Genomic DNA, 21,832 nt, shown 5'->3' with positions numbered 1-21,832 from the left:
ATTTCATCTGTCAATACTATGTCAAAATTATTAGTAAAGATACAATAATTGCAAATAATGATGCTACAAGAGTTATCCATGAGGTCAACTTGATGTCTTCGGAGACAGGATAAACGAAGCCTTCACCCAGTACATATGTATTAGGTTTTTCAAGCTTTATCCTTAGTGCACCTGCAACTGATGCCATGGGAAAACCTGAGTTTGGAGATGGGGTTTTCAAGCCATCTGCAAGTCCGCTTTTCAATGCACTTTTGTAATCCGGTACTTTGATCCCGCGATAAACTAATCTGATTGTCAGAGTTGCTGCAGAAATAAAGAGAACGGACAAACGGGCAGGCACCCAGTTGAGCACATCATCAAGCTTTGCAGAGAACCAGCCCATATCCCGGTGACGTTCATCCATGTACCCCACCATAGAATCAAGGGTACTTGTCGCTTTAAAAACATATGCTGCAATCAGTCCGAAAGGACCAAAGCATGCATAGAACAACAGTGGGGAAAGAATGCCATCTACATAGTTCTCTGATGTTGTTTCAATGATAGCCGACGATATATGGTTTTCATCCAGCTTTGATGTATCCCTGCTTACATACATGGATAATTTTTGCCTGGCACCGTCAAGCTTTCCTGCATCCAGCTCTTTCCGGACCTCATCTGCAGCACCAGAAAGACAGCGTACAGCAAATGTTGCCTTGAGGAAATAAGCAGCAACAATATAACGTAGCGGAGCGGGAATATTTTCAACCCCCATGAAGAGCAATACAAGATATGCTATAAGACTGCCAAATAGTATAGTGCTAAGGCCCATGAATATTCCATAGAGCTTTCTGTGGGTCTTAGGGACATTTTTCTTGAAAATAGCTATCAATTTACCCATCCAGACAACCGGATGAATTGCAGCAGGTGGTTCGCAAAATACCAGATCCAGGGCATAGGCTAACAGAAGCACTATCGCAAGTTCACTTGCGTCAGCCTGTACCGGCAGCATCATAAGTTATTCTCCATTACTTCCTTCCAGGCCTTCTCAGTGCTTTCTTTATTGAGTCCATCTACTGTGAACACAGATAACAGTTCATCAACAACTTTTTCCTGATGAACTATAGTGCATTTAAGACAGCTCCATACCTGTCCACCACTGGAACTCTCTATCCACTGGCCTCCGGTGCGCTCGTCCTTACACGGGTAGAAAGGACAAAAGCAAAATGTACAGTCCTGACCTTCAAAATGACAGGGATAATAATCACAGTCTGTATTGCTACCCCGACGGCCACATTCTGCTGCTGCTGCTTTTATATTTTCTTCAAGTTGGATTTTTGCCTGTTCCCGGCCCCATTCATATATTACCTGACGAATAGTAGATGCGATAAGTTCATTTTCTTCTCTTTTACGTATAGCTATTCGAATGAAACTAGGACCTATTTCCTGGAAAGAATTACAATCACGAATCAGCACTCCGTGCGCAGCCATACGCTGTGCAAGTTCGGTGGAATTCATGGAGAATTCCGAAATATCGACAAAAATATAGTTAACACTGCTTTCAAAGGGTTTGAAGCCACGACGTGTCAGTTTTTCCATGAGGAAGTTCCTTTCTGTCTCAATGAATTCCCTTGATTCCCTAAGGAATTTGCTGTTTGCTCCGCCTTCCATGTCCAAAAGGGTCGTTGCGATAGTATCTGCGACACAACCAAGGTTCCATGAAAGCCTTGCATTGTCAAGCACCTTTGCAAAGTCTTCAGATGCAATTCCAAATCCCATCCTGATGCCTGGAATAGCAAAAGATTTTGTAAGAGAGCGCTGTATAAAAAGATAATCATTTTCCTCAACAAGATATGCAACACTCTGCTCAGGATCTGCAAGTTCTATGAATGCTTCATCTACAAAGAGAATGGTCTTATGAGCTGCACATATATCTGCAAGTTCTTCTATTTGCTCTTTTAATAGTAGTTTTCCTGTAGGGTTATTGGGATTGCACACAAAGAGAATTTTAGCTTCATCAAGCAGGTTATCGTCAAGATGGAAGATATCTTCCTGAGCAACGTATTCTATTTGTGCCCCCATAACCTTGCACTGCATCTCATATTCACTGAATGTGGGCGTGGGAATCAGTACAATATCCCCTTCACTTATTACACATTCAGCAACCAGCCTGATGATCTCAGTTGAACCATTGCCTGGAATTATGTTCTCATGTGTTATCCCCATACCAACAAAATCAGCTGCTGCTGTCCTGTATTCCATATAACGGTTATCAGGATACTGTTCTAATTTTTCAAGTCCGGTATTAAGAAGATCCTGTAGGTCAAGTTCCGAATCAGCCTGTTCAAACGGGGTTCCAAAAGGATTCAAATTTGCACTTGCATCCAATATATCTGACTCAGGTATCCCATATCTCTGGGAACTTTTTCGGATCAGTCCGCCATGCGCACATGGCTCAAGACTTAGAAGATATTTCTTTACCGGGAGAGATGATCTTTGTTCTGTCACAATAATCAAAGCATGTAGTAAATAGGAAATATATTAACCTGTTCAATTGCACCTCAAAAAATATCAGAGCAGAGGCTCAATTATTTCCTTCCATGCCCTCCTTATGTTCTCATCGGTGTCTCCGTCAGCCATAAGTGCATCAAGCACCATTTTGGCGACTTTTGGTCTATGCAATAAAGTACAATGTTCACAACTCCATACCCGTCCGCCGGTGGTACTTTCTATACATTTACCACCTGTCTTCTCTTCCTGACATGGATAAAAAGGACAGAAGCAGAACGTACAATCCTGGCCCATAAAATGACAGGGATAGTATTCACAGGAACCGCGCCCTGCAGCAGTTGCACCACCATGTTCAATGGTTTCCTCAAGTTTTTCCTTGGCATCTTCCCTGCTAAGTTTAGCAAATACATCATCAAGGGTACGTATAAGCTTCTCGAATTCTTCCTTGGGGCGAACAGATATCCTGACATATCTTTTGGATCCATCAAAAAAATCACCGCATTCACGAATCATTATTCCATGAGATGCAAGGCCTTCTGTAAGCCTTACAGAATCCACAAAAAGGTCATTCACATCCACAAGCACGTAATTGGCACTACTTTCAACAGGATCGAAACCATATATGTCAAAAAAACGTTTGCTGATATATTCTCTTTCTTTTTTGATCAGAGCCCTGGAATCATGCAGGTATTTACAATTAGTGCCACCTTCCATATTCAGAAATGCAATTCCAATGGCCTCTTCTACCGCACCTATATTCCATGACAGCCGGGCAGAATTAAGCACACCGGACATGGAACACGAACCAATCCCATATGCTAGCCTCATACCAGGCATACCAACAATATTTGATACTGACCTTATAACAAAAAGATGATCATTATCTAGCGTAATGTCAGCAACACTCATATCAGGGTCAGCAAGTTCAATGGATGACTCATCAACTATAAGCAAAGTGTTATGTTCAGCACACTTCTCTGCAAACATCACCAATGAATCTCTTGATGTAAGTTCCCCGGTAGGATCGTTCGGGTTCTCAAGAATAACTATCTTTGCCCTTTCCAATGTCATTTTTGGAAGGGCCAGTAATTCCTTTGACGTAAATGAATGTACACGAGCACCGAAGATCTCAGCTATATGACAATACTGTCCGGATGAAGGAGATGGAACTATTACCATATCGTCTTCATTTACAACAGACCCTATCAACAGACGTAGAAGCTCGCATGAGCCATTTCCAGGAACTATATTTTCAAAATTGATGCCATGACCGAGAAAACCAGCAGCTGCAGTTCTTAATTCCAGATATCTGTTATCCGGATACTGTTCTGATCTTATAATAGAAGCAAAGACTATCTGCTTCTGGTCAAGTTCACTTCCCTGAAAATCAAACGGTGTGCCCAAAAGATTGGTGTTTGAACTAAAATCAAGAATATCTGATTCAGACAGGTTATATTTTTCAGCTGATTCATGAACCCTTACACCATGATTTTTAACTTGCAATGCAAGCAAATACTGCTTCAAATGAGGTGGAAAATTTTTTTGGAACACACTTATCAACACGTGGTTACGCACAGGAGATATATTAAACTATTCAAGTTTAGTTGTGTAAATGCCCGTTATTTTAAAACCCAACATGTAAACCCATATTATTCACAATGCAAATCTATAAAAAGTTCTATAATGATGTGTTACACAACGGTATGTTGAATATAATGGAGATTTTCTTATGGCAGATGAGATTGATTATGATATAATCGGTAATGATATGCAGATAGTAGAGATTGAACTCGATCCAAGTGAATCTGTTAGGGCAGAAGCAGGTGCTATGATGTATATGGGACCGGGAATAAAAATGCAGACTTCTACAGGAGGCGGACTTCTTAAAGGCTTAAAACGGGCTTTTACCGGTGAAAGTTTCTTTATCACCAGTTTCACGCATGAAGGTCAAGGTAAAGGTTACGTGGCTTTCGGGGCTCCATATCCGGGTAAGGTTCTTGCTATAGACCTTGCAAAACACGGTAGAAGTTTCCTGTGCCAGAAGGATTCTTTCCTTTGTGCAGCTAAAGGAATAAATATAGAGGTTGCTTTTACGAAAAAGATCGGTGCAGGTCTTTTCGGAGGAGAAGGTTTCATCCTCCAGAGACTCACAGGTGACGGGCTGGCCTTTGTGCATGCAGGCGGTACCATCATCGAGAAAGAACTCCAGGCAGGTGAGACACTCAGGGTTGATACCGGCTGTCTTGCTGCTTTCTCTGACAGCGTAGACTATGATATCCAAATGGCAAGTGGCTTTAAAAATGCTCTTTTCGGAGGAGAGGGATTGGTGCTGGCAGTCTTACGAGGGCCGGGGGTGGTTTATTTGCAGAGCCTGCCGTTCTCACGCCTTGCAGACAGAATCGTTGCAGCATCAAAATACCAGGGTGGCAGTGGAAGAGATGAATCAACCGGAGTGGCCGGAATTGGCGGCGGTGCACTTGGAGCTATTCTAGGCGGAGACCGCTCCTTTTAAGAATAAAAATTCGCAAGTTCAACAAATGGAGAGATCATAAAAATGAGACTATTTGCTATTGCAGATCCGCATGGCAATTATTCTAAAATAGAAGAGTTGCTTGACCAGTCTGGAGATATTGATGTTGTTCTTATTGCAGGAGACATAACAAATTTCGGGCCGGATGAAAAGGCACTGGAACTTCTGGACTTGTTTAAGCCACCAATACTTGCAGTTCCGGGAAACTGCGACCATGAATCTATTATAAAAGTGATCGAAGATTCCAGGGCTACTAACCTCCATAATAAAGCTGTAAAAATAGATGGAGTTAAATTTGTAGGCATGGGTGGGTCCAATCCCACACCATTCTGCACCCCGTTTGAGATAGAAGAGTGTGATTTTGAGACTAATCTCAATAGTCTGATGAATGAAACTGAAAAAACAGATGAACCAGTGGTCATTCTCACACATGTGCCACCATATGGAATCCTTGACGATGTCGGAGATACGCATGTAGGCTGCAAGGCTCTGAGTGCTTTTCTTGATACAGCTGACCTTATTGTATGCGGACATATCCATGAAGCCAGAGGTATAAAAAAATCAGGCAAAACAACTATCGTAAATCCAGGAATGGCTGCATTGGGTTTCGCAGCCCTGATAGATATTAATGTGGAAAATCCAGAACATAATATAAATATACAGCTTATAGAAGCCCATCGAGAAGATATTTAACCATCAAAATTATATTCTAATGCAGGTGATCAAATGAAAGCAAAGTTATTGCTCATATTCCTGATATTACTCACTTTTTCAGTCATCGGATGTGTAGATGACACTGAAGAAACAATGAACGATACCAACATGACAAATGAGACAGCCGAAGACGTTGTCAATGAAACAGTTCCAGATGACATGGGCATGAATGAAACTGTTGAAGAGGAAGAAGTGTCTGAAGAAGAAGACAAGCCGCTTGAAATCGTCGAATCTACTGATCCAAAGACCTATACAATATATATGGAAAACTTCCTGACACACCCTGGTAATGTAACCATCAACACCGGAGATACAATTGTATGGTTCAACCGCAATGACCCTACAAGGATCTTCACACTTGTAAGTAATGAAGACCTCTGGGAAAATGCAAACATTGGAAAAAGGTTAACTTACAGATACACTTTCAACGAAACGGGCACATACACATACAAAGTGCTTGGTTGGGAAGAAAGAATGAAGGGAACCATTATTGTTAAATAAGAATGAATCTTCAGGGAACCGGATGAAAGTAAGATCTGTAAAGGAAGGAAATACTGAGATCCTGGTTCCCATCCCTGCGGAAGGAGCGAATTTTGCACCATCTGCAGCCCCTGTATTTTATAATCCGGTCATGGAGATGAATCGTGATATCTCCGTAGCTGCAACATCTGCTTTTGTTAAGAGAATGGAACCTGACCCTGAAAAGGTCATCACTTATGTGGATGCTCTTTCAGCCTCTGGCATTCGTGGACTCAGGATCTCCAATGAGCTAGGTGTCCACACAACTCTCAATGACTGGAGTGAAGAAGCCTGTGCTCTTATACAGCAGAACATAGATAATCTGGAAATTGATCATAATACCGTTGCAAGCCATAAGAATGCGAATGTACTTCTTCATGAGAAACATTTTAATATAGTTGACCTTGATCCATTCGGCACTCCCGGGCCTTTCCTAGCTGCAGCTGCCCGCTCTGTAGTCAATCTGCTCGAAGTGACAGCAACAGATACTGCGCCTCTTTGTGGTGCCCATCTAAATTCAGGCATACGAAAATATGCTGCAATACCTTTTAATAACGAATACCACAGCGAAATGGGAGTTCGTATGCTACTTGGAAAAATAGCCAGGGAATTATCACTTCACGATAAAGCTATGAATCCACTTCTGACCCATGCTACAAGACATTACGTGCGCACATACCTTGAAATAAAAAAAGGTGCAAAGCGAGCTGATACAATGCTGCAGAACATGGGATTTATCGCACATTGTCCACAATGTGGACACCGGGAAAGCATTCATGGTCTTGCAGTTCCAATAAAGGATAACTGTAGCCATTGTGATGGAAAAAACATAATCGGTGGGCCTATGTGGCTTGGCAAATTACATAACCCGGATTTTTGCAATGAAACCATCACTGAACTGGAGACACGTAATTGTGGCACCAAACAGTTTGCTATCAAAATGCTTGAATTATGCAGAGATGAACTGGATATACCCATGTTCTATGACCAGCACCTGATATGTAAAAAAGTAGGAGTTTCCGCTTCACGGATCGAAACGGTCATACAAGAACTTCAAAACCAGGGATTTGCCGCTTCAAGGACGCATTTTAGCGGTACCTCTTTTAAGACTGATGCAAACATCGACGAAATTGAAACTATAATAACCATGCTCCGATAAACATATATACTATTTTATTTTAATGATATATATTAAAATATATAATGCAAGGTATGATGATGTTTTTGCAAACAAGGGTTCAAAATGTATACATAAAGGGGAGCTTTCATGACAAAAGAATATGTAGAACAACTTTTTTTGCAAGAGAAACCGGTGCTTGCTCTTCTTGCGATCTGGTCTTTCCAGAAGACATATGCATCCGTTATAACCAAGGAAATAAATTCAACTTTTGCCCATACTACTAAGATACTATCAAAAATGGAAGAACATGGACTTGTCCGTTTTTCAGTTGACGGTCGTGTAAAATACGTGGAATTGACTGATCACGGCTACAAAGTAGTCGATGCGCTGAAAAATCTGATAATTGCTCTTGAAGGAGAATCACCAGATAGTGAAGAAGAGAAAAAGGGTGATGAGGCCACTGCACAGGACACAGAAAGCTCAGAGAATGAGAAAAAACTAACCCTGGAACACATTAGCAGGTTACACGAGCAAATAGTAACTACATATGATAATCTTTTCAATAAGAATTCAGAGCCTCAAGAAATGAAGATGAAAATTGGTCCTTTTAGCCGGGATATCCAGTTACTTTTAAATTCAATAGAAGAGAATGAAGACCTTATCGATGACGAAGGTCTGGATAAACTCAATGAGATACAGAATATCTTTGATCTGGTAATGAAGCAATAATTGAAAGGACAATAAAATGGTCACTGTAAATCTATTATTAAAAATCTATGGCAACCGTGAAAGAGCACTCCATTCAGCAGAAATGTTTGTAGGGAATGAATTAAAAGAGCTTGATGCTTCAGCAGAATTCTCAATATCGGAAGATAACTGGCTTAAGGTTGACATTAGCGGAGAGGACAGCGAATTCGTTTCCAATTACCTCGTTGGTAAATTTGGTACGCCTGTCACAGAACTTACAAAGAATGAAGTTTATTCCGGCGTCATACATCAGATACGGGAAACCGAAATAATCGTTGACGTAGGAACTCTTGTAAGCATCCCGAAAAGGAATCTCACGGTTCTTGGAGTTGGAACTGCAAAACAGATAGCAACTCGTTTTGGACTGATCAAACGTTTACCCGTAAAAGTAGAGATAACCGATGAAACAGCAAACGTGGGTGTTTTTACAAAATCACAGGCAGACCTTTGGTGGAGCTGGAAAAAATCAAGTCAGGACAGAGTGATTGCCAATGCAGTTACACGCTCTGAACTTAAAGCAGCCGTCAAAAGAACCGGTCACGCAAGAGATATCTATGGAATAGAACGACTGGGACTCATGGAACACATGATAACTTGCAGGGAAACGAGTGACGGACCTGGAATCGTTGCTGCCATTGGCAGATTTGTTAAAGGTGAACTTGGAGTTATGAAAGCATCAAATTAAAGCAGAATCATCTGGAAATGACAGGAGTCACAATTTTCATCACAATTGCCAAGCATTTGCATTACACATTCAATGCCCAGTTTTTCTTTGAAAACACCTTCAAAAACACCTTGTGCAAAAGAGCATAAGGTCTTTTCTTCAATTGGGATTGAACGGCAGTCAAAAAAGTTATAAACAGCTATTTTAATGGGATCGTTGCTCAGTACTTTGAAATTTCCAATGTCGTGTTCTTCCCAGAAAGCCATCATTTCATCCAGTATCTGTCCCGTTTCATTTGAAACAAAATTTCTGGCAAGACTGGCTCCTACATCATTTCCTATTTTCCTCATGATGGGATCACAATTTACCCCGTAGGCACGGAAACCATACTGCACAGCATGGAACAAACATTTCAGACAACCAAAGGAATTCATATCTGGAGAGCCTATAACTCCAAGCATCTCACAATAATTCTTTATCCCGGGTTCCTGGGAACATGCAACGTACTGACATTTCAAAAAGTAGACTTTCTTCCTTTTATCATTCGCATCGATAGCTTCTTCGAGTAAACTCTGGGATTTCAGGTCGTTGAGATGAACGGAAATTGTGGACTTCGCTTTTCCTGTGTACTGGACTATTTCATCAAATGATCTACAGCCACCTTTGAGAAAGTCAAGTATTTTAATCTTTACAGAACCATTAAGAGCAATAAACCCAATATCAGTGGAAAAAATGGCAGTGTTATCTCCGTTGTTCATTCAATATCCAATAGACCAACAACGTATTTAAATGTTCGCTGTTAAGCGAATGAGTTGGCATCAATATTTAAAGCCTGCTGTATCATTTAATCAGCATTAAACAAATAAGAATTCAGGTTATTATGATGAAAGTTATTCGTGTACCGGTAAAAGAAGCAGAAACCGTAAGGCTTAGTATAATAGAAGATGGTAAGCTTGACCCCGAAAGAAAGATAAAGGTAATTGATGCCGAAGAACGCTTCCTTGAGATACCTGTTACTGATGATATAAAGGGATTTGAAACGTACCAGCAGGAAAATGCTCTTTTCTACAACAAATGGCGTTCGCTTAAAGAAATACTTGGTGGAAACATTACGGAAACAGAACTGAGTATGTTGCCTTCGGGATGGCAGATCCTCGGTAACATAATTATTGTTACTATCGACCCATCTGTTGACCATTTAAAAGAAAGAATTGCAAAGTCATTGATCAAGATGTATCCATCATGCAATACTGTGGTACGTGACCTTGGAATAAGCGGACAGTTCAGACTTCCTGAAAGAGAGATACTTATTGGTGACAACACTGAAACCATCAATAAGGAAAATGGATGCTTATTCAAGCTTGATGTTACAAAGGTTATGTTTTCAAAAGGCAACCTTTACGAGAAGAAACTTATGAGCACTGTGGGTTCCGATGAGATCATCGTTGACATGTTCGCAGGTATCGGATACTTTTCAATTCCAATTGCAGTCCATGCAAAGCCACGCAAGATTTTAGCTATAGAGATAAATCCTGAATCCTTCTTCTATCTCAGGGAGAATGTCTCATTAAACCATGCAGAAAGTATCGTCGAAGCCAGAAATGGTGACTGTGCCAATTTTACACCCGAGAACATCGCAGACAGGGTCATAATGGGTTATGTCGGGACCACACACCATTATCTTGAATATGGTATCAGAGCTATCAAAAAAGAGGGAGGAATGCTACACTACCATGAGACTACACCTGAAAGCCTGATATTTTCCAGACCAATTGAGCGCATTGAACATGCAGCATCAAAAGCCGGCAGAAATGTGGAAATACTGGATTGCAGGAAGATCAAAAAATATTCACCCGGCATCTGGCATGTAGTAGTAGATGCCCGGATAAGTTGAATAAAAAATGAGAGTTATATAAGCAAAAACAATAATCAATTTGAACAATTTTAAACAAATTGGATTATACTTTTTTGACCTCATTTGTAAGGTCTGCATCTATGATGTAGTCAAAATCAATTACTTCCGGCCATTTTTGATCCATAAACATTGACTGGAAACAAACACCTATAACAAGTTTCTTTTCAGCTTCCTGCAATAGACCATCTATAAGCTCTTTCATCTTTTCAGGTTCAACGCCTATCTTTGGCATTGCAAGCCCGCCAAGCAGGACAACAGTGTCTGCAGAAGGGGCTGTTATGTCTCCAAGTTGCATTCCCTGGGAAGATGAAACTATCATACGTGCTTCATCAGATTGCAGATTTGGAAGGAATACCATATCTTTACCTGTGCCCCTGAGGACAAATGCCATTAGTTCCGCAAACGGTGTGCAGAAACCAACAGTACCGATAAAAGTGATCCGCTGGGATTCTTTCACAAGTTTCCTGAATTCCGTAAGCTGGCCGCCGATACCTTTTGAAGTACTTATTATATCCATTGACTGTCTCCGAAAGAAAAAAAGCAATACAACCTTTAAGGTTGTATCGGTATAATTTAAGCCTGTTAGAAAGTTAGACTTCTTTTACACCAAATGATTCCAGGAGAATTCCAGGGTTTATTCTTCCGCTGGTAAAGGATTTCTTTGTCTTCCTGTCGTTGATGGTAATCTTTGCAGGAGCGAACATTCCGGCATCTACCTTGAAGAAATCAAATTCAGCTTCCTTGAAGGTTGTGTAGAATGGCTTTCCGAAGTCCCTTGAAGTTGTGGATGGTGCCTGCTTGACGTAGTTGGCAAGCTTGTCTGCATCTCCATACTCGACTGTATAATAGGTTTCACCACAGTAGATGATACAGTCATTGGTTGAGCCCATACATTTTGTGTCATCTCCCACTATAGGGGCAATCGGTGCAACACCGAAACCACTCTTGATTGTATTGATATCGAAACCAATGGATTCGAGCTTGTGGATACCTGTTTCAACTATACGGGCGGATATCTGTACACTGCCTGCAATAGAAGCGGTCGGTGCGACAGCGATGTAAACATTCTCAGTGTCGACACTGCAGTGCTTTGCTATGTACTCGACAACTTCCTCATTAGGAAGCTCGCTTGATTCCATCACAAGTACTGCAAATTCGGAATCGTCTTTGTAACCTATTTCCTCATACAGCTCTTTTGGCTTAAGACCAAGAGCCCTTGCAGGACCTGAGCCCATTCCAAAGTACTTGCCTACAGCAATTCTCCATCCGGCATACTGGGAAGCCATGCATGCAATTGTCGGATGATCCGTTGTTACCTGAATAGCCGGTACCGGAAGACCTTCAAGGTCGAATTTCGTGTAACTGATGTCTGCAAGATCGGCAAGACAGAGGCGTGACAGATACATACCTGCATCATAACCACCTTCCATGTTAACACCACAGTCAATGATAGTTGCACCATTTTCAAGTTCTGTGGATTTTACCTTAAGGTCCTCTTCCCAGTCGAGCATCTCATCAATAATAGCAAGTCCCTTTTCGTTGACACTTATCACATTTATCACTCTTGTGCAGTTAATCGAGTGTCATTAGGCAGGTAAGCATATATAATTAGCGATTCCTGAGAAATAATAGAATACTTACTTTTCGCTAAGCTGTGACTTTTAAGCTGAACAGATTCAACTATGGAAAAACAAATAACAATAAAAACATTCCTGAAAAAGAAAATTAGATATCTTTCTTCAGAGTCAGCCAAAAAATACTTCCCTTGCCATCAGGATTATCGATTACTCCGACCTGTTCATTATGGAGGTCCACAATCCTTTTAACAATAGCAAGTCCAATACCAGTACCTCTTATGTTATCCTTGTGCAAGCGCTTGAAACGCTCAAACACAGCCAGTTTATCTTTATCAGGGATACCATCACCCTGATCCGTAAAACTGATCTTCCATTTATCCACCATATCGACAATATCAATAATTACAGTACTACCCTGTGGACTATATTTGATAGAATTAGATAACAGATTAACGAATACCCTCTCAATCATAGGATTGGCAACAGCATAGCATTCCTTTTCTGCTTGAATCTTAAGACCTATATTCTTGTCATGGACCTGATTCATAAAACCATTGACCACATCAGCCATTATCGAGTAAATGTTAATCTTCACAAAATTTATATCGTCCACAGATTCCAGCTTTGCCAGATGTGCCGCATCATCCACCATTGAGATCAGTTTTCCTGTGGCTTCATTAATATTTTCAAGCAACTCTTTCTTATAATCATCAGACTCCATTTCAGAGAGTAATTCTGTAAAAGACTTGACAAGACTTAGAGGGTTCACCAGATCATGTCGCATAATATCTGTAAACAGTTCTTTCAAATCGTTTGAACGCTCCAGTTGCACAGCGTACTCTTTAAGCTGTTTTTCAGCTTTTTTTATTTCAGTAATATCTTCCCCTGATATCAAAATGGCTGTGGTGTTACCTGCATTGTCAAGCAATGGAGAGTCATACCATCTGAAAAGTCGCTCTTCACCAGTATTGATTATAACAGGAAATTCATGCTGTCTATATGGTTTTATCGTTCCTGATGCAAGACCATCGTAATGATTACGCACATCATTTACCGAACTGATAGGAACAAAAGACTCTATCCATTCACGATCTATCAATTTTTCAGAACTGTAACCCAGTAGATCTATTCCTTTTTTATTAATGCGCAGAATCCGGTAATCAAGGTCAAGTACTACAACAAGTACTCCGACATAATCAAGATAATGATAAGCTGTGTTTTTTTCCGTAAGAAGATCATCATGCATCTTTTTTATCCTCAGAAGAGAGGTGATCTTTTTATCAAGTTCGAACTTGCCTACGGGTTTCTTTAAAAATTCATCCGCCCCTACATCAATTCCTTTCTGATGATCAGCCTTACCAGTCAAAGCTGTCACCATTATTATAGGTGTGAAATCCATCTTGAATTCTTTGCGTATGGTGCGGCAAACATCATAACCATTCATGTTTGGCATCATTACGTCAAGAAGGATCAGATCAGGGCTCTCATTTTGAACTTTTTCAAGTGCATCCTTACCATTGTAAGCGGTTAAAATATCATATGTATCCCTAAGATAAACTGAAAGTAACTCAATATTTAATGGTTCATCATCTACGATCAGAATCTTGTATTTAGAAGACATAACTAAACACAATATAATATTACATTTATATAAACTTGCCTAGCTATATTGGACAAGCAATTCGAAAGAGGCACATCCACCCATTCCATTCGGCTTTTGCCTGCAAAAAAAAAGGAATTAACTGTTCCTAAAAAGCATCATCCTGAGAGTAACTTCTTCCCAGTTTCAGGGCCAACTCTGCTTTTTTGAGTTCCTGTCCCAGATAGGCTGCGTGTTCCATTCTTGAAACAAGTTCCATCTTAAGAATTGTGTCCATGACCTCTCTTGCACTCTTGCCGACAATGGATGCACTATCATGTTGAGCAAGGATACAGCCTTCTTTTTTCCCATGGATATCTGGAATTATGCTTATCACGATACTGCCTTTAGGGTCAAGAGTCCACATCTTGTTCTTTTCTGCCTGAACGAAATTACTTGGGAGAACAGAATCGGTACGTCTTCTTTTCTCTTTAATATCAATGAGGTCAATGCCGAGGTCCTTTGGAGAACTCTGACGTTCCTTTGAGAGCATCATCATCTGGGAAGCTTTCTTTAGTTCGGTGATGGAGCCCTGGGTCTTGTTGCTGTACTCAGGAGTAAAGAGGATGCTTGCACCCACATCTGCACCTATGCCACATAATGTTGCATTGACACCTGTTGAATCCGCATCAATAAGTTCTGTTACGTTGCCAACGCCAAAGAAGACAGGAATATCAGGGTTTTGTTTATGGAAATCCATATACCTGACAATTGAATCACCAATTCCGTGGCCTATCGGATCAAGGACCGGATCAGCAATGAGATTATTTACGCCCACTGAATGCGCTAAGTCGATGTTATTGACGAGGCTCTCAAAGCCCTCTCCGGGGTCAGGTATAACCACAGCAGGTACACCTGCCATAGCAATGTCAGCACCAATGTCACCAATATTACTGCTGTCAAGACTGAGCACAAGATCAATACCACAATGCAGGGCTTCTCTGATAAGTACTGGATCAAGGGTGTCAATACTCAGAGGCAAACTGGTGTTTTCCCTGGCAATTCCGATTGCACGCCTTACATCCTCATGAGTTGCATGCAGGGAAGCTCCAAGATCTATTATATCAGCGCCTTTCATCTCAAAACTACATACCTTCAAGGCAAGAACTTCAGAATCCAGGCCTGTGGCATCAACTACCTCAGCCATTACCTTCATACGAGAATTGCCACCGATTTTCAAATTCCCGAGTATCAGAGGGACAAATGCAGCATCTTCGAGTTCCTGCACTTTTTCAAGAGCCATCTCCCGCCTGACATCTGCGAGCAGTTCACAGGCAGGTACCTCTCTGGAAAATTCCATACCTTCTGCAAACGGAAGTACAAAACCCAGATCATAAGCATGTTTGGGCCCAAGGCGTATCTTGCATCCAAGTTCATCTTCAGCTTTTGCAAAATTACCGGACACAAGACCTGGAAGGAAAATAAGGTCGTAATCAAAACTTTGAACATGTTCTGCTATTGCCGCAAGCAGTTTACGAGGAGTAATGAATGCGGCTACTTTGGTATCAGCAATAAGCACGTCAGCAAGGTCATCCACAGCCTTGCTTACTGTCTGCTCAGCAAGTCTGCCCGTAGCTATCAGTATTTTCATGAATTGAAATAGTAATGAAAGTAAAAAAGAATAACTGCCAAAAAGGCAGGTCCGGTATATGCCGGACAAATTGTTAGGATTTAATGGATTATGTCTATTATTGAACCACCATTAGCACCGGTGTGCATTGGTTCAACAACCGGACGGCTTACTCTGTTAACAGATGTGCCTGCGCGCCTGTGTGAACGTGGTGCTTCGGATACACGATTGGAGACCGGTACACTCTCACTGGCAATATTACACTGAGGATGACCAAGTATCTGTGCTGACTGGACGCCGGTCATGATAGCCATAACACGTACCCTGCCTTCGTACTCATTGGTAATGCGGGCTCCCCATATAACATTTGCACGGGGTGACAGCTCATATGTAAGTGAAGCAGCGATATCTTCGGCTTCCTTCAGACTGAGGTCCGGACCTCCTGTTATGTGTACAAGACTACCGGTAGCACCTCTGTAATCAACATCAAGCAATGGATGGTTAAGTGCGGAACGGACAACATCATCACTCTTGTCCTGGTTCTTGCTTTCACCTACGAGCATAACGGCTACTCCACCACAGCCCATGATAGACCTGATATCAGCATAGTCGAGATTGATGAGTGAAGGCTTTGTGATAGTTTCGGTAATACCCTTAACGGTCTCGGAGATAAGCTGATCCATTACGGAAAATGCCTGATCTATTGGAAGATTGGGCACATACTCCAGAAGCCTGTTGTTGTCAAGAACAATAACCGTGTCTGCAGCACGACGGAATTCTTCAAGTCCTTCTTCCGCTTTGACTGCCCTTGCTCTTTCAACTCTGAAAGGACTGGAAACCATACCTACAACAATAGCTCCCTGTTCTTTTGCAATTTCAGCTACAACGGGGGCTACACCGGTACCGGTTCCTCCTCCCATACCTGCTGTAACGAAAACAAGATCTGAGTTCTTAAAGACCTCTTCAAGTGTGCCACGGGCAAGTTCTGCTGCTTTTGCACCGACTTCAGGGTAACCTCCTGCACCCAGTCCACGGGTCAGTGTTTTTCCCACAAGGATCTTCTTGTCGGCACGGATAAGGTCAAGATGCTGCTTGTCAGTGTTGATTGCAACAGTCTCTGCTCCCTCAATTCCGAGGTTATAGAGCCTATTGATAGTGTTATTGCCTGCACCGCCACAACCCACGATCATAATCCGGGGCTGACCAAGAATGTCTAGCTGGTCATCTACTGCTATTGTCTGGCGGTACTCCTTTTCTTTTTCAGTGTGTTTTAATGCTTCCTGAACTATCGATTGCACATTCATCCCCTCACGGATATGTTACATCACGGTATAGTATTCGCTTTTTAGGCTTTGCTCTTCAACGCCGAACCATTCATCAACGTTTATCAACGTTTCACAATTCTATGATTGCTATATTTCCTTTATTGTTTTTATACTTATGCTTTTATGCAAGTAAATAACTGATAACCAACGACAGCTTTGAAAGCCTGTCAAACGTTTCATATATCATCCTCGCATTAACCCCCTAAGAAAGGGACGGAAAGCAGACAAACGTCGAGTAGTACATTTAAGAAATGACATATATAAGTATATCCCATCGTTTTATTATATTTATGTAGTTTATATAAGTAGACAATTCAATAATTTACCCGTATCTAACTTGAAAAAGTATATATTTTGCAAGGTATAAAGTGACAAACATATATACCTTATAAAAAGAATTAGAACCATATTCGAATAACACTAATGCCGGAGATTTTTTTTGGACGGAACAAATATTGCATTAACACTCTTTTTTCTTTACTGGATAGCCGTAATAATACTTGACAGGAAAGGAATATTGAAAAAGTATAATATCAGCACTTACGGACCTGTCCTTATGATAAGGACAACACACGGGTTGAAACTTCTGGACAAACTTGCAGTTCCAAAGAAAGCATGGAGAGTCTATGCAGATATAGGCATCAGACTGATGTTCATTGGAATGATAGCAATGTTTCTTGTTATCATATTGTCCGACATTGCAATGATAGCTTCCATTGGAAGTAATTCAATGCCGGAGCCAAGTAAATTCAACGAGGCAAGAAACATTTTCCTCATACCCGGCGTCAACGAATTCATACCATTGACATGGGGCATAATTGCACTTGTTGTTACTCTTATAGTACATGAGTTCTCACATGCCATACTCTGCCGCGTTGAGGACATAAGGGTCAAATCCATGGGAATCCTGCTTGCAGTCGTTCCGATCGGAGGTTTTGCTGAACCGGATGAAGAGGAACTTTTCGGCAAAAAGGAAGAAGAATACAGTGAAACAGATGACCCATACGGAGACCGAAGGCTTGGAATAGTCGTAGGCGACGATAAAGAGGAAAAAGTGGTCAGCAAAGTTGTCAAAAGTGATGAGAAAATTGCAAGCCGCAAACAAAGAGCACGTATTCTTGCAGCTGGAGTTATGGCAAACTTTGTTGTTGCACTTCTCGCATTCAGCCTCCTTTTCGGCCCGGTACTTGGATCACTTTCTCCACTCGGGGATACCATGGTCGTTGGCGTTCAGGAAGAAAGTCCTGCCTATGCAGCAGGCATTCGGGAGAACATGGTCATCACCCAGATAGATGACACTCAAATAAGCAATATCAATGATATGTTAGAATATCTTGATGGACTTGAAACAGGAACAAAAGTTACAGTCTATGCGGCATCCGACCGGAAAATATCCAGCTATGGAGCCGAGGTCATAGACACAGACATTGAACCGGCGGGCATACAGATACAGAGCATAGTCGATGATTCACCAGCGTCCGCTGCAGGACTTGAAGCAGGCATGAACATTCTGTATATAGATGACAGCCCAATACGCTCATACACTGATTTCAGAACCATAATGAATAACAGTGAACCAGGACAGGAAGTTATTGTGGAACTTGGGGCAGAAGATACGGATGGGACAACAAAGCATAATGTTACCCTGGCAGAACACCCTGATGTTGAGAACAAAGGCTTTTTAGGCGTTGTTACAAGTGTGGATGGTCAGGTTAAAACATCCCTTGGGATTGACGTGGGAGAATTCCCCGCCACTGCTTACCTTGATCTCTTTAAGAGCATACCTCAAATGTTAACCGGAATTGCAGGATGGCTAATACTTCTGGGACTGCCTATCATTGGTTTCGCAGGAGAGGGATTCCCGGGTTTCAGCGGAACACTGGCACAGTTCTACGAACCCATCGGATGGGCTGAACCTTTTGGAATAGGTGTATTCTGGCTTGCAAATGCTCTTCTGTGGATTGGCTGGCTGAATTTCTATGTAGGGCTTTTCAACTGCCTGCCTGCCGTACCCCTTGATGGCGGACACGTATTCAGGGACTACATGAACGCATTCGTGTTCAGGATAACAGGCAATGAAGAAAAGGCAGAGCATGTATCTGCACTGATAGCTGCAAGCTTTGCAATGCTGATACTTTTGTCATTCCTGTTCATGATATTTGGACCATACATCGTACATGGATTCTGACCACATCACGTAACTCAATAAAAAGGAGTTAAGACCTGAAGGTGAGAAATAGGTGAAAAACGAGCATCTCTGGCACATGACCTTGTTAAAATCAGTCACTGGAGCTCTTGCCATCATACTATTCTACATGCTTCTTTTTATAAGGATAATGATCTATGAAGGTCAGACCACATACGTAAACCTTTACGATGCTTTTTACTGGGTAGTCTCCACCCTTACTACTGTAGGATATGGAGACATTGTTGTAACCTCACACCTGGGTAAAATATTCTCAGTCTTTGTACAGTTATCAGGAATACCTCTTGTTTTCGGGATACTTTTCACCCTGATAATTACCTGGATGGAAAAGGTGATCCATTCCAATATACCTACCAAATCTTCAAAAAAACTTAAGGACCATATAATAATATGTGGTTATAACAGGCTTATAGAAACACTTATTGAGGAATTGAATGAGAATAATGTTCCATATGTTCTTATAGAAGAAGATTCGGAGCTGGTAAAAAATCTGCTCAAAAAAAATATTCATACCATATTTGGCTCTGTATACGAAGAAGAGACCTTAAAATATGCTAATATCAAAGATGCGCATTTCCTGATCGCGAACCGCTCAGATGAATTAAATGCAAATATTGTATTGACAGCCCGTAACATCAGCGATCTTAATATAATAGCCATAGTTGAAGACAGATCCAATAAAAAGTACCTTAAATATGCCGGTGCCACCAGTGTTGTTTCTCCAAAGGAAATGTTTGGAAGGTTCATTGGAAGAAAAGCAACTGATCCTTTTGTTAACAGGCTGACAGGAGCCACAGAGTTCTTTGAAGGCGTTAGCATTGTGGAATTGCCCATATACCCAAAAAGCCCCCTTGTAGGAAAAAACATGAAAAATGCAGCCATTCGGGAAAAAACCGGTGCCAATGTTGTGGGGATGTGGAAAGGTGGAAGCTTGACCTTTATTATCAAATCGGATGAAGTAATAAAGGACAATTCTGTTCTGCTTGCAATAGGTTCAAGTGAGCAATTATCCCGTCTGAAGAAACTGACACAACACATGGAGTGACAGGAATGGAAAATGCAACTGACAAAGGACATCTGGTAGTACTTGGATGCGGGGATGTTGGCAGGCGCGTAGTGGAAACTCTCAAATACGCCAAGATAACATTCACTGTTGTGGATTCTAATGTCCACATTTTTGAAAATGTAGACTATAACTATGTCGTGGGTAATGCAACAGAAGAAGAAATCCTTATACAGGCAGGCATTCCAAATGCAGCTACAGTTATCATATCCCTGAATGACGATACTGATGTCATGTTTGCTACACTCATCACCCGGGGATTAAACCCAAAATCCACCATTATAGCACGGGCAAATTCCTATAAATCAATTGATAAGATCTACAAAGCTGGTGCTGATTATGTTGCAGCACTCCCAATTGTTGCCGGTCAGATGCTTGCAAAAATGACATCTCGTTGCCTTCTTGATGTTTCATGTAAAAAAATGAATGAAGATATCATGTTATATGAAGGCATAGACATTGAGAAACACACAGTCACCAGCGATAAAGAGCTTGCAAATAAAAGTGTCGCAGACATCGACCTGAGAAATAAAATGGCATGCACCATAATAGGAATTGAAAGAGATGGAAAAATTATCACAGACATACTGCCATCCACAATAATATTGAAAGGTGATGTTGTTGCTGTTGTTGGCGGAAAAGAAGAAATAAAGATGTTCAAGGATAAGTATGTCAAGGCCAAGTGATATACAAAAAATTACCACCTTTACGGATAGTTGCTAATGGAAAACATAGTTCTTTTTCTTATAGTCTTTTGTGCATCTGCACTTTTTTCAATGATCGGACTTGGTGGAGCCATATTCTACGTGCCTTTCTTTTACTGGCTAAGTGGAGATTTTATCTCATCTGTCACCATTGCACTGCTTCTTAACACAATCACCTCAGGTTCTGCAGCCATCACATACATTAGAAAACAGATGGTTGATTTCAAAATAACAATACCTTTCATAGTTGTCACAATGATAGGAGCACTGATTGGAGCATATTTCACAATAATAATACCTGTAAATCTACTGCTTTTTATGTTTGCACTGCTTATGCTGATCGTTGGGGAAGAGATGATCTTTTCCAGAATTCAAAACGTGTACCACGGAAAACATATTAGCGGGGAAAAAAGATATGCGCTAATAGGCATCTGCGGATTGATTATAGGAATCATATCAGGTATGCTTGGAATTGGTGGTGGCACATTTATCGTACCCTTACTACTGATATTTGGATTTACTATAAAGCGAGCTGCAGCAAGTTCCGGATTTATAGTACTTTTTACATCCCTGTCAGCATTTATGGCGCATGTATCTTCCTGGAATCCTGACCCATACATGGTGGTGTCTGTAGTGATGGCATCATTTTTAGGAGCACAGTTAGGTTCTCACGTAATGCACGGTAAAATAAAGGCAGAAACACTTCAAAAGACGTTTGGAGTCGTGCTCCTGATAATAGCACTCAAAATTATATCAGGACTTATATTATAGAAACCTTTAATACAGGCTACAGCAATCAGTAGTTGCCTTATGGGCTCGTAGGGTAGCCAGGATATCCTGATGGGCTTCGATGTGACCTATTGGTCCGGAGATACCCATCGACTCGTGTTCGAATCGCGGCGGGCCCGTTCTGATCTATTTTTTAGTTATACTGCGAGAGCAGATAGCTAGCTTTGTTGATACTACACTGTGAACAATGAATTGAACGGATAGTATATCATATTGGAATATTCGAACAGTGATTTTATATAAAAATAAATGTAACTATTCAG

20 protein-coding genes and 1 tRNA gene are annotated in these 21,832 nt (G+C 41.1%); 12 read left to right on the top strand and 9 right to left on the bottom strand.

The genetic code is table 11. From position 1 onward, the window contains the following. Positions 1-16: 16 nt before the first annotated feature. The 3 genes from V7O67_RS09160 to V7O67_RS09150 form a co-directional block, all read right to left on the bottom strand. A complete protein-coding gene (locus tag V7O67_RS09160; protein ID WP_342305129.1) occupies positions 17-991 on the bottom strand; it encodes a cobalamin biosynthesis protein in 975 nt (324 codons plus the stop codon). Further along, on the bottom strand, positions 988-2,484 hold the full coding sequence (gene cobD, locus V7O67_RS09155) for a threonine-phosphate decarboxylase CobD (protein ID WP_406669916.1): 1,497 nt from the start codon (positions 2,482-2,484) through the stop codon (positions 988-990). The genes V7O67_RS09160 and cobD overlap by 4 nt, the downstream gene beginning before the upstream one ends. A gap of 63 nt (positions 2,485-2,547) precedes the next feature. Next, positions 2,548-3,990, bottom strand: coding sequence for an aminotransferase class I/II-fold pyridoxal phosphate-dependent enzyme (locus V7O67_RS09150; RefSeq protein WP_342305131.1), 1,443 nt, complete (start codon positions 3,988-3,990; stop codon positions 2,548-2,550). Between the two features lie 226 nt (positions 3,991-4,216). Between V7O67_RS09150 and V7O67_RS09145 the strand changes: the two genes are divergently transcribed. The 6 genes from V7O67_RS09145 (at position 4,217) to V7O67_RS09120 (ending at position 8,802) form a co-directional block, all read left to right on the top strand. Beyond that, positions 4,217-4,999, top strand: coding sequence for a TIGR00266 family protein (locus tag V7O67_RS09145; protein ID WP_406669915.1), 783 nt, complete (start codon positions 4,217-4,219; stop codon positions 4,997-4,999). A 42-nt stretch (positions 5,000-5,041) separates the two neighbouring features. After that, on the top strand, positions 5,042-5,710 hold the full coding sequence (locus V7O67_RS09140) for a metallophosphoesterase (RefSeq protein WP_342305134.1): 669 nt from the start codon (positions 5,042-5,044) through the stop codon (positions 5,708-5,710). A 33-nt stretch (positions 5,711-5,743) separates the two neighbouring features. Further along, a complete protein-coding gene (locus V7O67_RS09135; RefSeq protein ID WP_342305135.1) occupies positions 5,744-6,232 on the top strand; it encodes a hypothetical protein in 489 nt (162 codons plus the stop codon). Between the two features lie 22 nt (positions 6,233-6,254). Further along, positions 6,255-7,409 carry a tRNA (guanine(10)-N(2))-dimethyltransferase gene (locus V7O67_RS09130; protein WP_406669914.1) on the top strand — a complete coding sequence of 385 codons (1,155 nt, stop codon included), beginning with the start codon at positions 6,255-6,257 and terminating at the stop codon, positions 7,407-7,409. Positions 7,410-7,517: 108 nt separating this feature from the next. Continuing rightward, positions 7,518-8,099, top strand: coding sequence for a MarR family transcriptional regulator (locus V7O67_RS09125; protein ID WP_406669913.1), 582 nt, complete (start codon positions 7,518-7,520; stop codon positions 8,097-8,099). A gap of 16 nt (positions 8,100-8,115) precedes the next feature. After that, positions 8,116-8,802, top strand: coding sequence for a DUF2110 family protein (locus tag V7O67_RS09120; RefSeq protein ID WP_342305138.1), 687 nt, complete (start codon positions 8,116-8,118; stop codon positions 8,800-8,802). On the opposite strand, the gene V7O67_RS09115 is transcribed toward V7O67_RS09120, so the two are convergent. After that, entirely contained in the window at positions 8,799-9,539 is a 741-nt protein-coding gene (locus V7O67_RS09115) for an ArsR family transcriptional regulator (protein ID WP_342305139.1), read from the bottom strand. The two genes, V7O67_RS09120 and V7O67_RS09115, sit on opposite strands and share 4 nt — an antisense overlap. A 125-nt stretch (positions 9,540-9,664) precedes the next feature. Between V7O67_RS09115 and V7O67_RS09110 the strand changes: the two genes are divergently transcribed. Continuing rightward, positions 9,665-10,675 (top strand): class I SAM-dependent methyltransferase, encoded by a 1,011-nt coding sequence (locus tag V7O67_RS09110; RefSeq protein ID WP_406669912.1) that lies wholly within the window; start codon positions 9,665-9,667, stop codon positions 10,673-10,675. A gap of 64 nt (positions 10,676-10,739) precedes the next feature. Here V7O67_RS09110 and V7O67_RS09105 read toward each other — a convergent pair whose 3' ends face one another. The 5 genes from V7O67_RS09105 to ftsZ all read right to left on the bottom strand — a co-directional run bounded on the left by V7O67_RS09105 (position 10,740) and on the right by ftsZ (position 16,780). After that, complete coding sequence (locus V7O67_RS09105; protein WP_342305141.1) at positions 10,740-11,213, bottom strand: DUF2124 domain-containing protein; 474 nt, start codon at positions 11,211-11,213, stop codon at positions 10,740-10,742. A gap of 73 nt (positions 11,214-11,286) precedes the next feature. Next, complete coding sequence (mch, locus tag V7O67_RS09100) at positions 11,287-12,249, bottom strand: methenyltetrahydromethanopterin cyclohydrolase (protein WP_406669911.1); 963 nt, start codon at positions 12,247-12,249, stop codon at positions 11,287-11,289. A gap of 172 nt (positions 12,250-12,421) precedes the next feature. Beyond that, positions 12,422-13,894 (bottom strand): response regulator, encoded by a 1,473-nt coding sequence (locus tag V7O67_RS09095; RefSeq protein ID WP_406669910.1) that lies wholly within the window; start codon positions 13,892-13,894, stop codon positions 12,422-12,424. A 127-nt stretch (positions 13,895-14,021) separates the two neighbouring features. Continuing rightward, positions 14,022-15,503, bottom strand: coding sequence for a dihydropteroate synthase-like protein (locus tag V7O67_RS09090; protein WP_342305143.1), 1,482 nt, complete (start codon positions 15,501-15,503; stop codon positions 14,022-14,024). A gap of 80 nt (positions 15,504-15,583) precedes the next feature. Continuing rightward, positions 15,584-16,780 carry a cell division protein FtsZ gene (ftsZ, locus tag V7O67_RS09085; RefSeq protein WP_406669909.1) on the bottom strand — a complete coding sequence of 399 codons (1,197 nt, stop codon included), beginning with the start codon at positions 16,778-16,780 and terminating at the stop codon, positions 15,584-15,586. Between the two features lie 466 nt (positions 16,781-17,246). Between ftsZ and V7O67_RS09080 the strand changes: the two genes are divergently transcribed. The 5 genes from V7O67_RS09080 (at position 17,247) to V7O67_RS09060 (ending at position 21,688) form a co-directional block, all read left to right on the top strand. Continuing rightward, positions 17,247-18,995, top strand: a complete 1,749-nt coding sequence (locus V7O67_RS09080) for a site-2 protease family protein (protein WP_342305145.1) — start codon at positions 17,247-17,249, stop codon at positions 18,993-18,995. A 52-nt stretch (positions 18,996-19,047) separates the two neighbouring features. Beyond that, positions 19,048-20,058: a potassium channel protein gene (locus V7O67_RS09075; RefSeq protein ID WP_342305146.1), complete on the top strand. Its 1,011-nt coding sequence runs from the start codon at positions 19,048-19,050 to the stop codon at positions 20,056-20,058. Positions 20,059-20,063: 5 nt separating this feature from the next. Next, positions 20,064-20,762: a TrkA family potassium uptake protein gene (locus tag V7O67_RS09070; RefSeq protein ID WP_342305147.1), complete on the top strand. Its 699-nt coding sequence runs from the start codon at positions 20,064-20,066 to the stop codon at positions 20,760-20,762. Positions 20,763-20,798: 36 nt separating this feature from the next. Beyond that, a complete protein-coding gene (locus V7O67_RS09065) occupies positions 20,799-21,551 on the top strand; it encodes a sulfite exporter TauE/SafE family protein (protein ID WP_342305148.1) in 753 nt (250 codons plus the stop codon). Between the two features lie 41 nt (positions 21,552-21,592). Next, a tRNA-Arg gene (locus V7O67_RS09060) sits at positions 21,593-21,688 on the top strand. The last annotated feature ends 144 nt before the right edge of the window (positions 21,689-21,832 follow it).

The organism is Methanolobus sp. ZRKC4, assembly GCF_045291305.1.
In the GTDB taxonomy this organism is placed as follows: Archaea; Halobacteriota; Methanosarcinia; order Methanosarcinales; family Methanosarcinaceae; genus Methanolobus.
Note: the sequence above shows the minus strand (reverse complement) of the source record. Positions and strands in the feature narration are given on the sequence as shown.

Bases quoted from the DNA above. Each gene is read 5' to 3' on its own strand.
- V7O67_RS09090 (WP_342305143.1), bottom strand. From the start codon at position 15,503: ATGAAAATACTGATAGCTACGGGCAGACTTGCTGAGCAGACAGTAAGC.
- V7O67_RS09070 (WP_342305147.1), top strand. From the start codon at position 20,064: ATGGAAAATGCAACTGACAAAGGACATCTGGTAGTACTTGGATGCGGG.
- V7O67_RS09095 (WP_406669910.1), bottom strand. From the start codon at position 13,894: ATGTCTTCTAAATACAAGATTCTGATCGTAGATGATGAACCATTAAAT.
- V7O67_RS09125 (WP_406669913.1), top strand. From the start codon at position 7,518: ATGACAAAAGAATATGTAGAACAACTTTTTTTGCAAGAGAAACCGGTG.
- V7O67_RS09120 (WP_342305138.1), top strand. From the start codon at position 8,116: ATGGTCACTGTAAATCTATTATTAAAAATCTATGGCAACCGTGAAAGA.
- V7O67_RS09115 (WP_342305139.1), bottom strand. From the start codon at position 9,539: ATGAACAACGGAGATAACACTGCCATTTTTTCCACTGATATTGGGTTT.
- V7O67_RS09110 (WP_406669912.1), top strand. From the start codon at position 9,665: ATGAAAGTTATTCGTGTACCGGTAAAAGAAGCAGAAACCGTAAGGCTT.
- V7O67_RS09140 (WP_342305134.1), top strand. From the start codon at position 5,042: ATGAGACTATTTGCTATTGCAGATCCGCATGGCAATTATTCTAAAATA.
- V7O67_RS09065 (WP_342305148.1), top strand. From the start codon at position 20,799: ATGGAAAACATAGTTCTTTTTCTTATAGTCTTTTGTGCATCTGCACTT.
- V7O67_RS09160 (WP_342305129.1), bottom strand. From the start codon at position 991: ATGATGCTGCCGGTACAGGCTGACGCAAGTGAACTTGCGATAGTGCTT.
- V7O67_RS09145 (WP_406669915.1), top strand. From the start codon at position 4,217: ATGGCAGATGAGATTGATTATGATATAATCGGTAATGATATGCAGATA.
- V7O67_RS09105 (WP_342305141.1), bottom strand. From the start codon at position 11,213: ATGGATATAATAAGTACTTCAAAAGGTATCGGCGGCCAGCTTACGGAA.
- V7O67_RS09135 (WP_342305135.1), top strand. From the start codon at position 5,744: ATGAAAGCAAAGTTATTGCTCATATTCCTGATATTACTCACTTTTTCA.
- V7O67_RS09130 (WP_406669914.1), top strand. From the start codon at position 6,255: ATGAAAGTAAGATCTGTAAAGGAAGGAAATACTGAGATCCTGGTTCCC.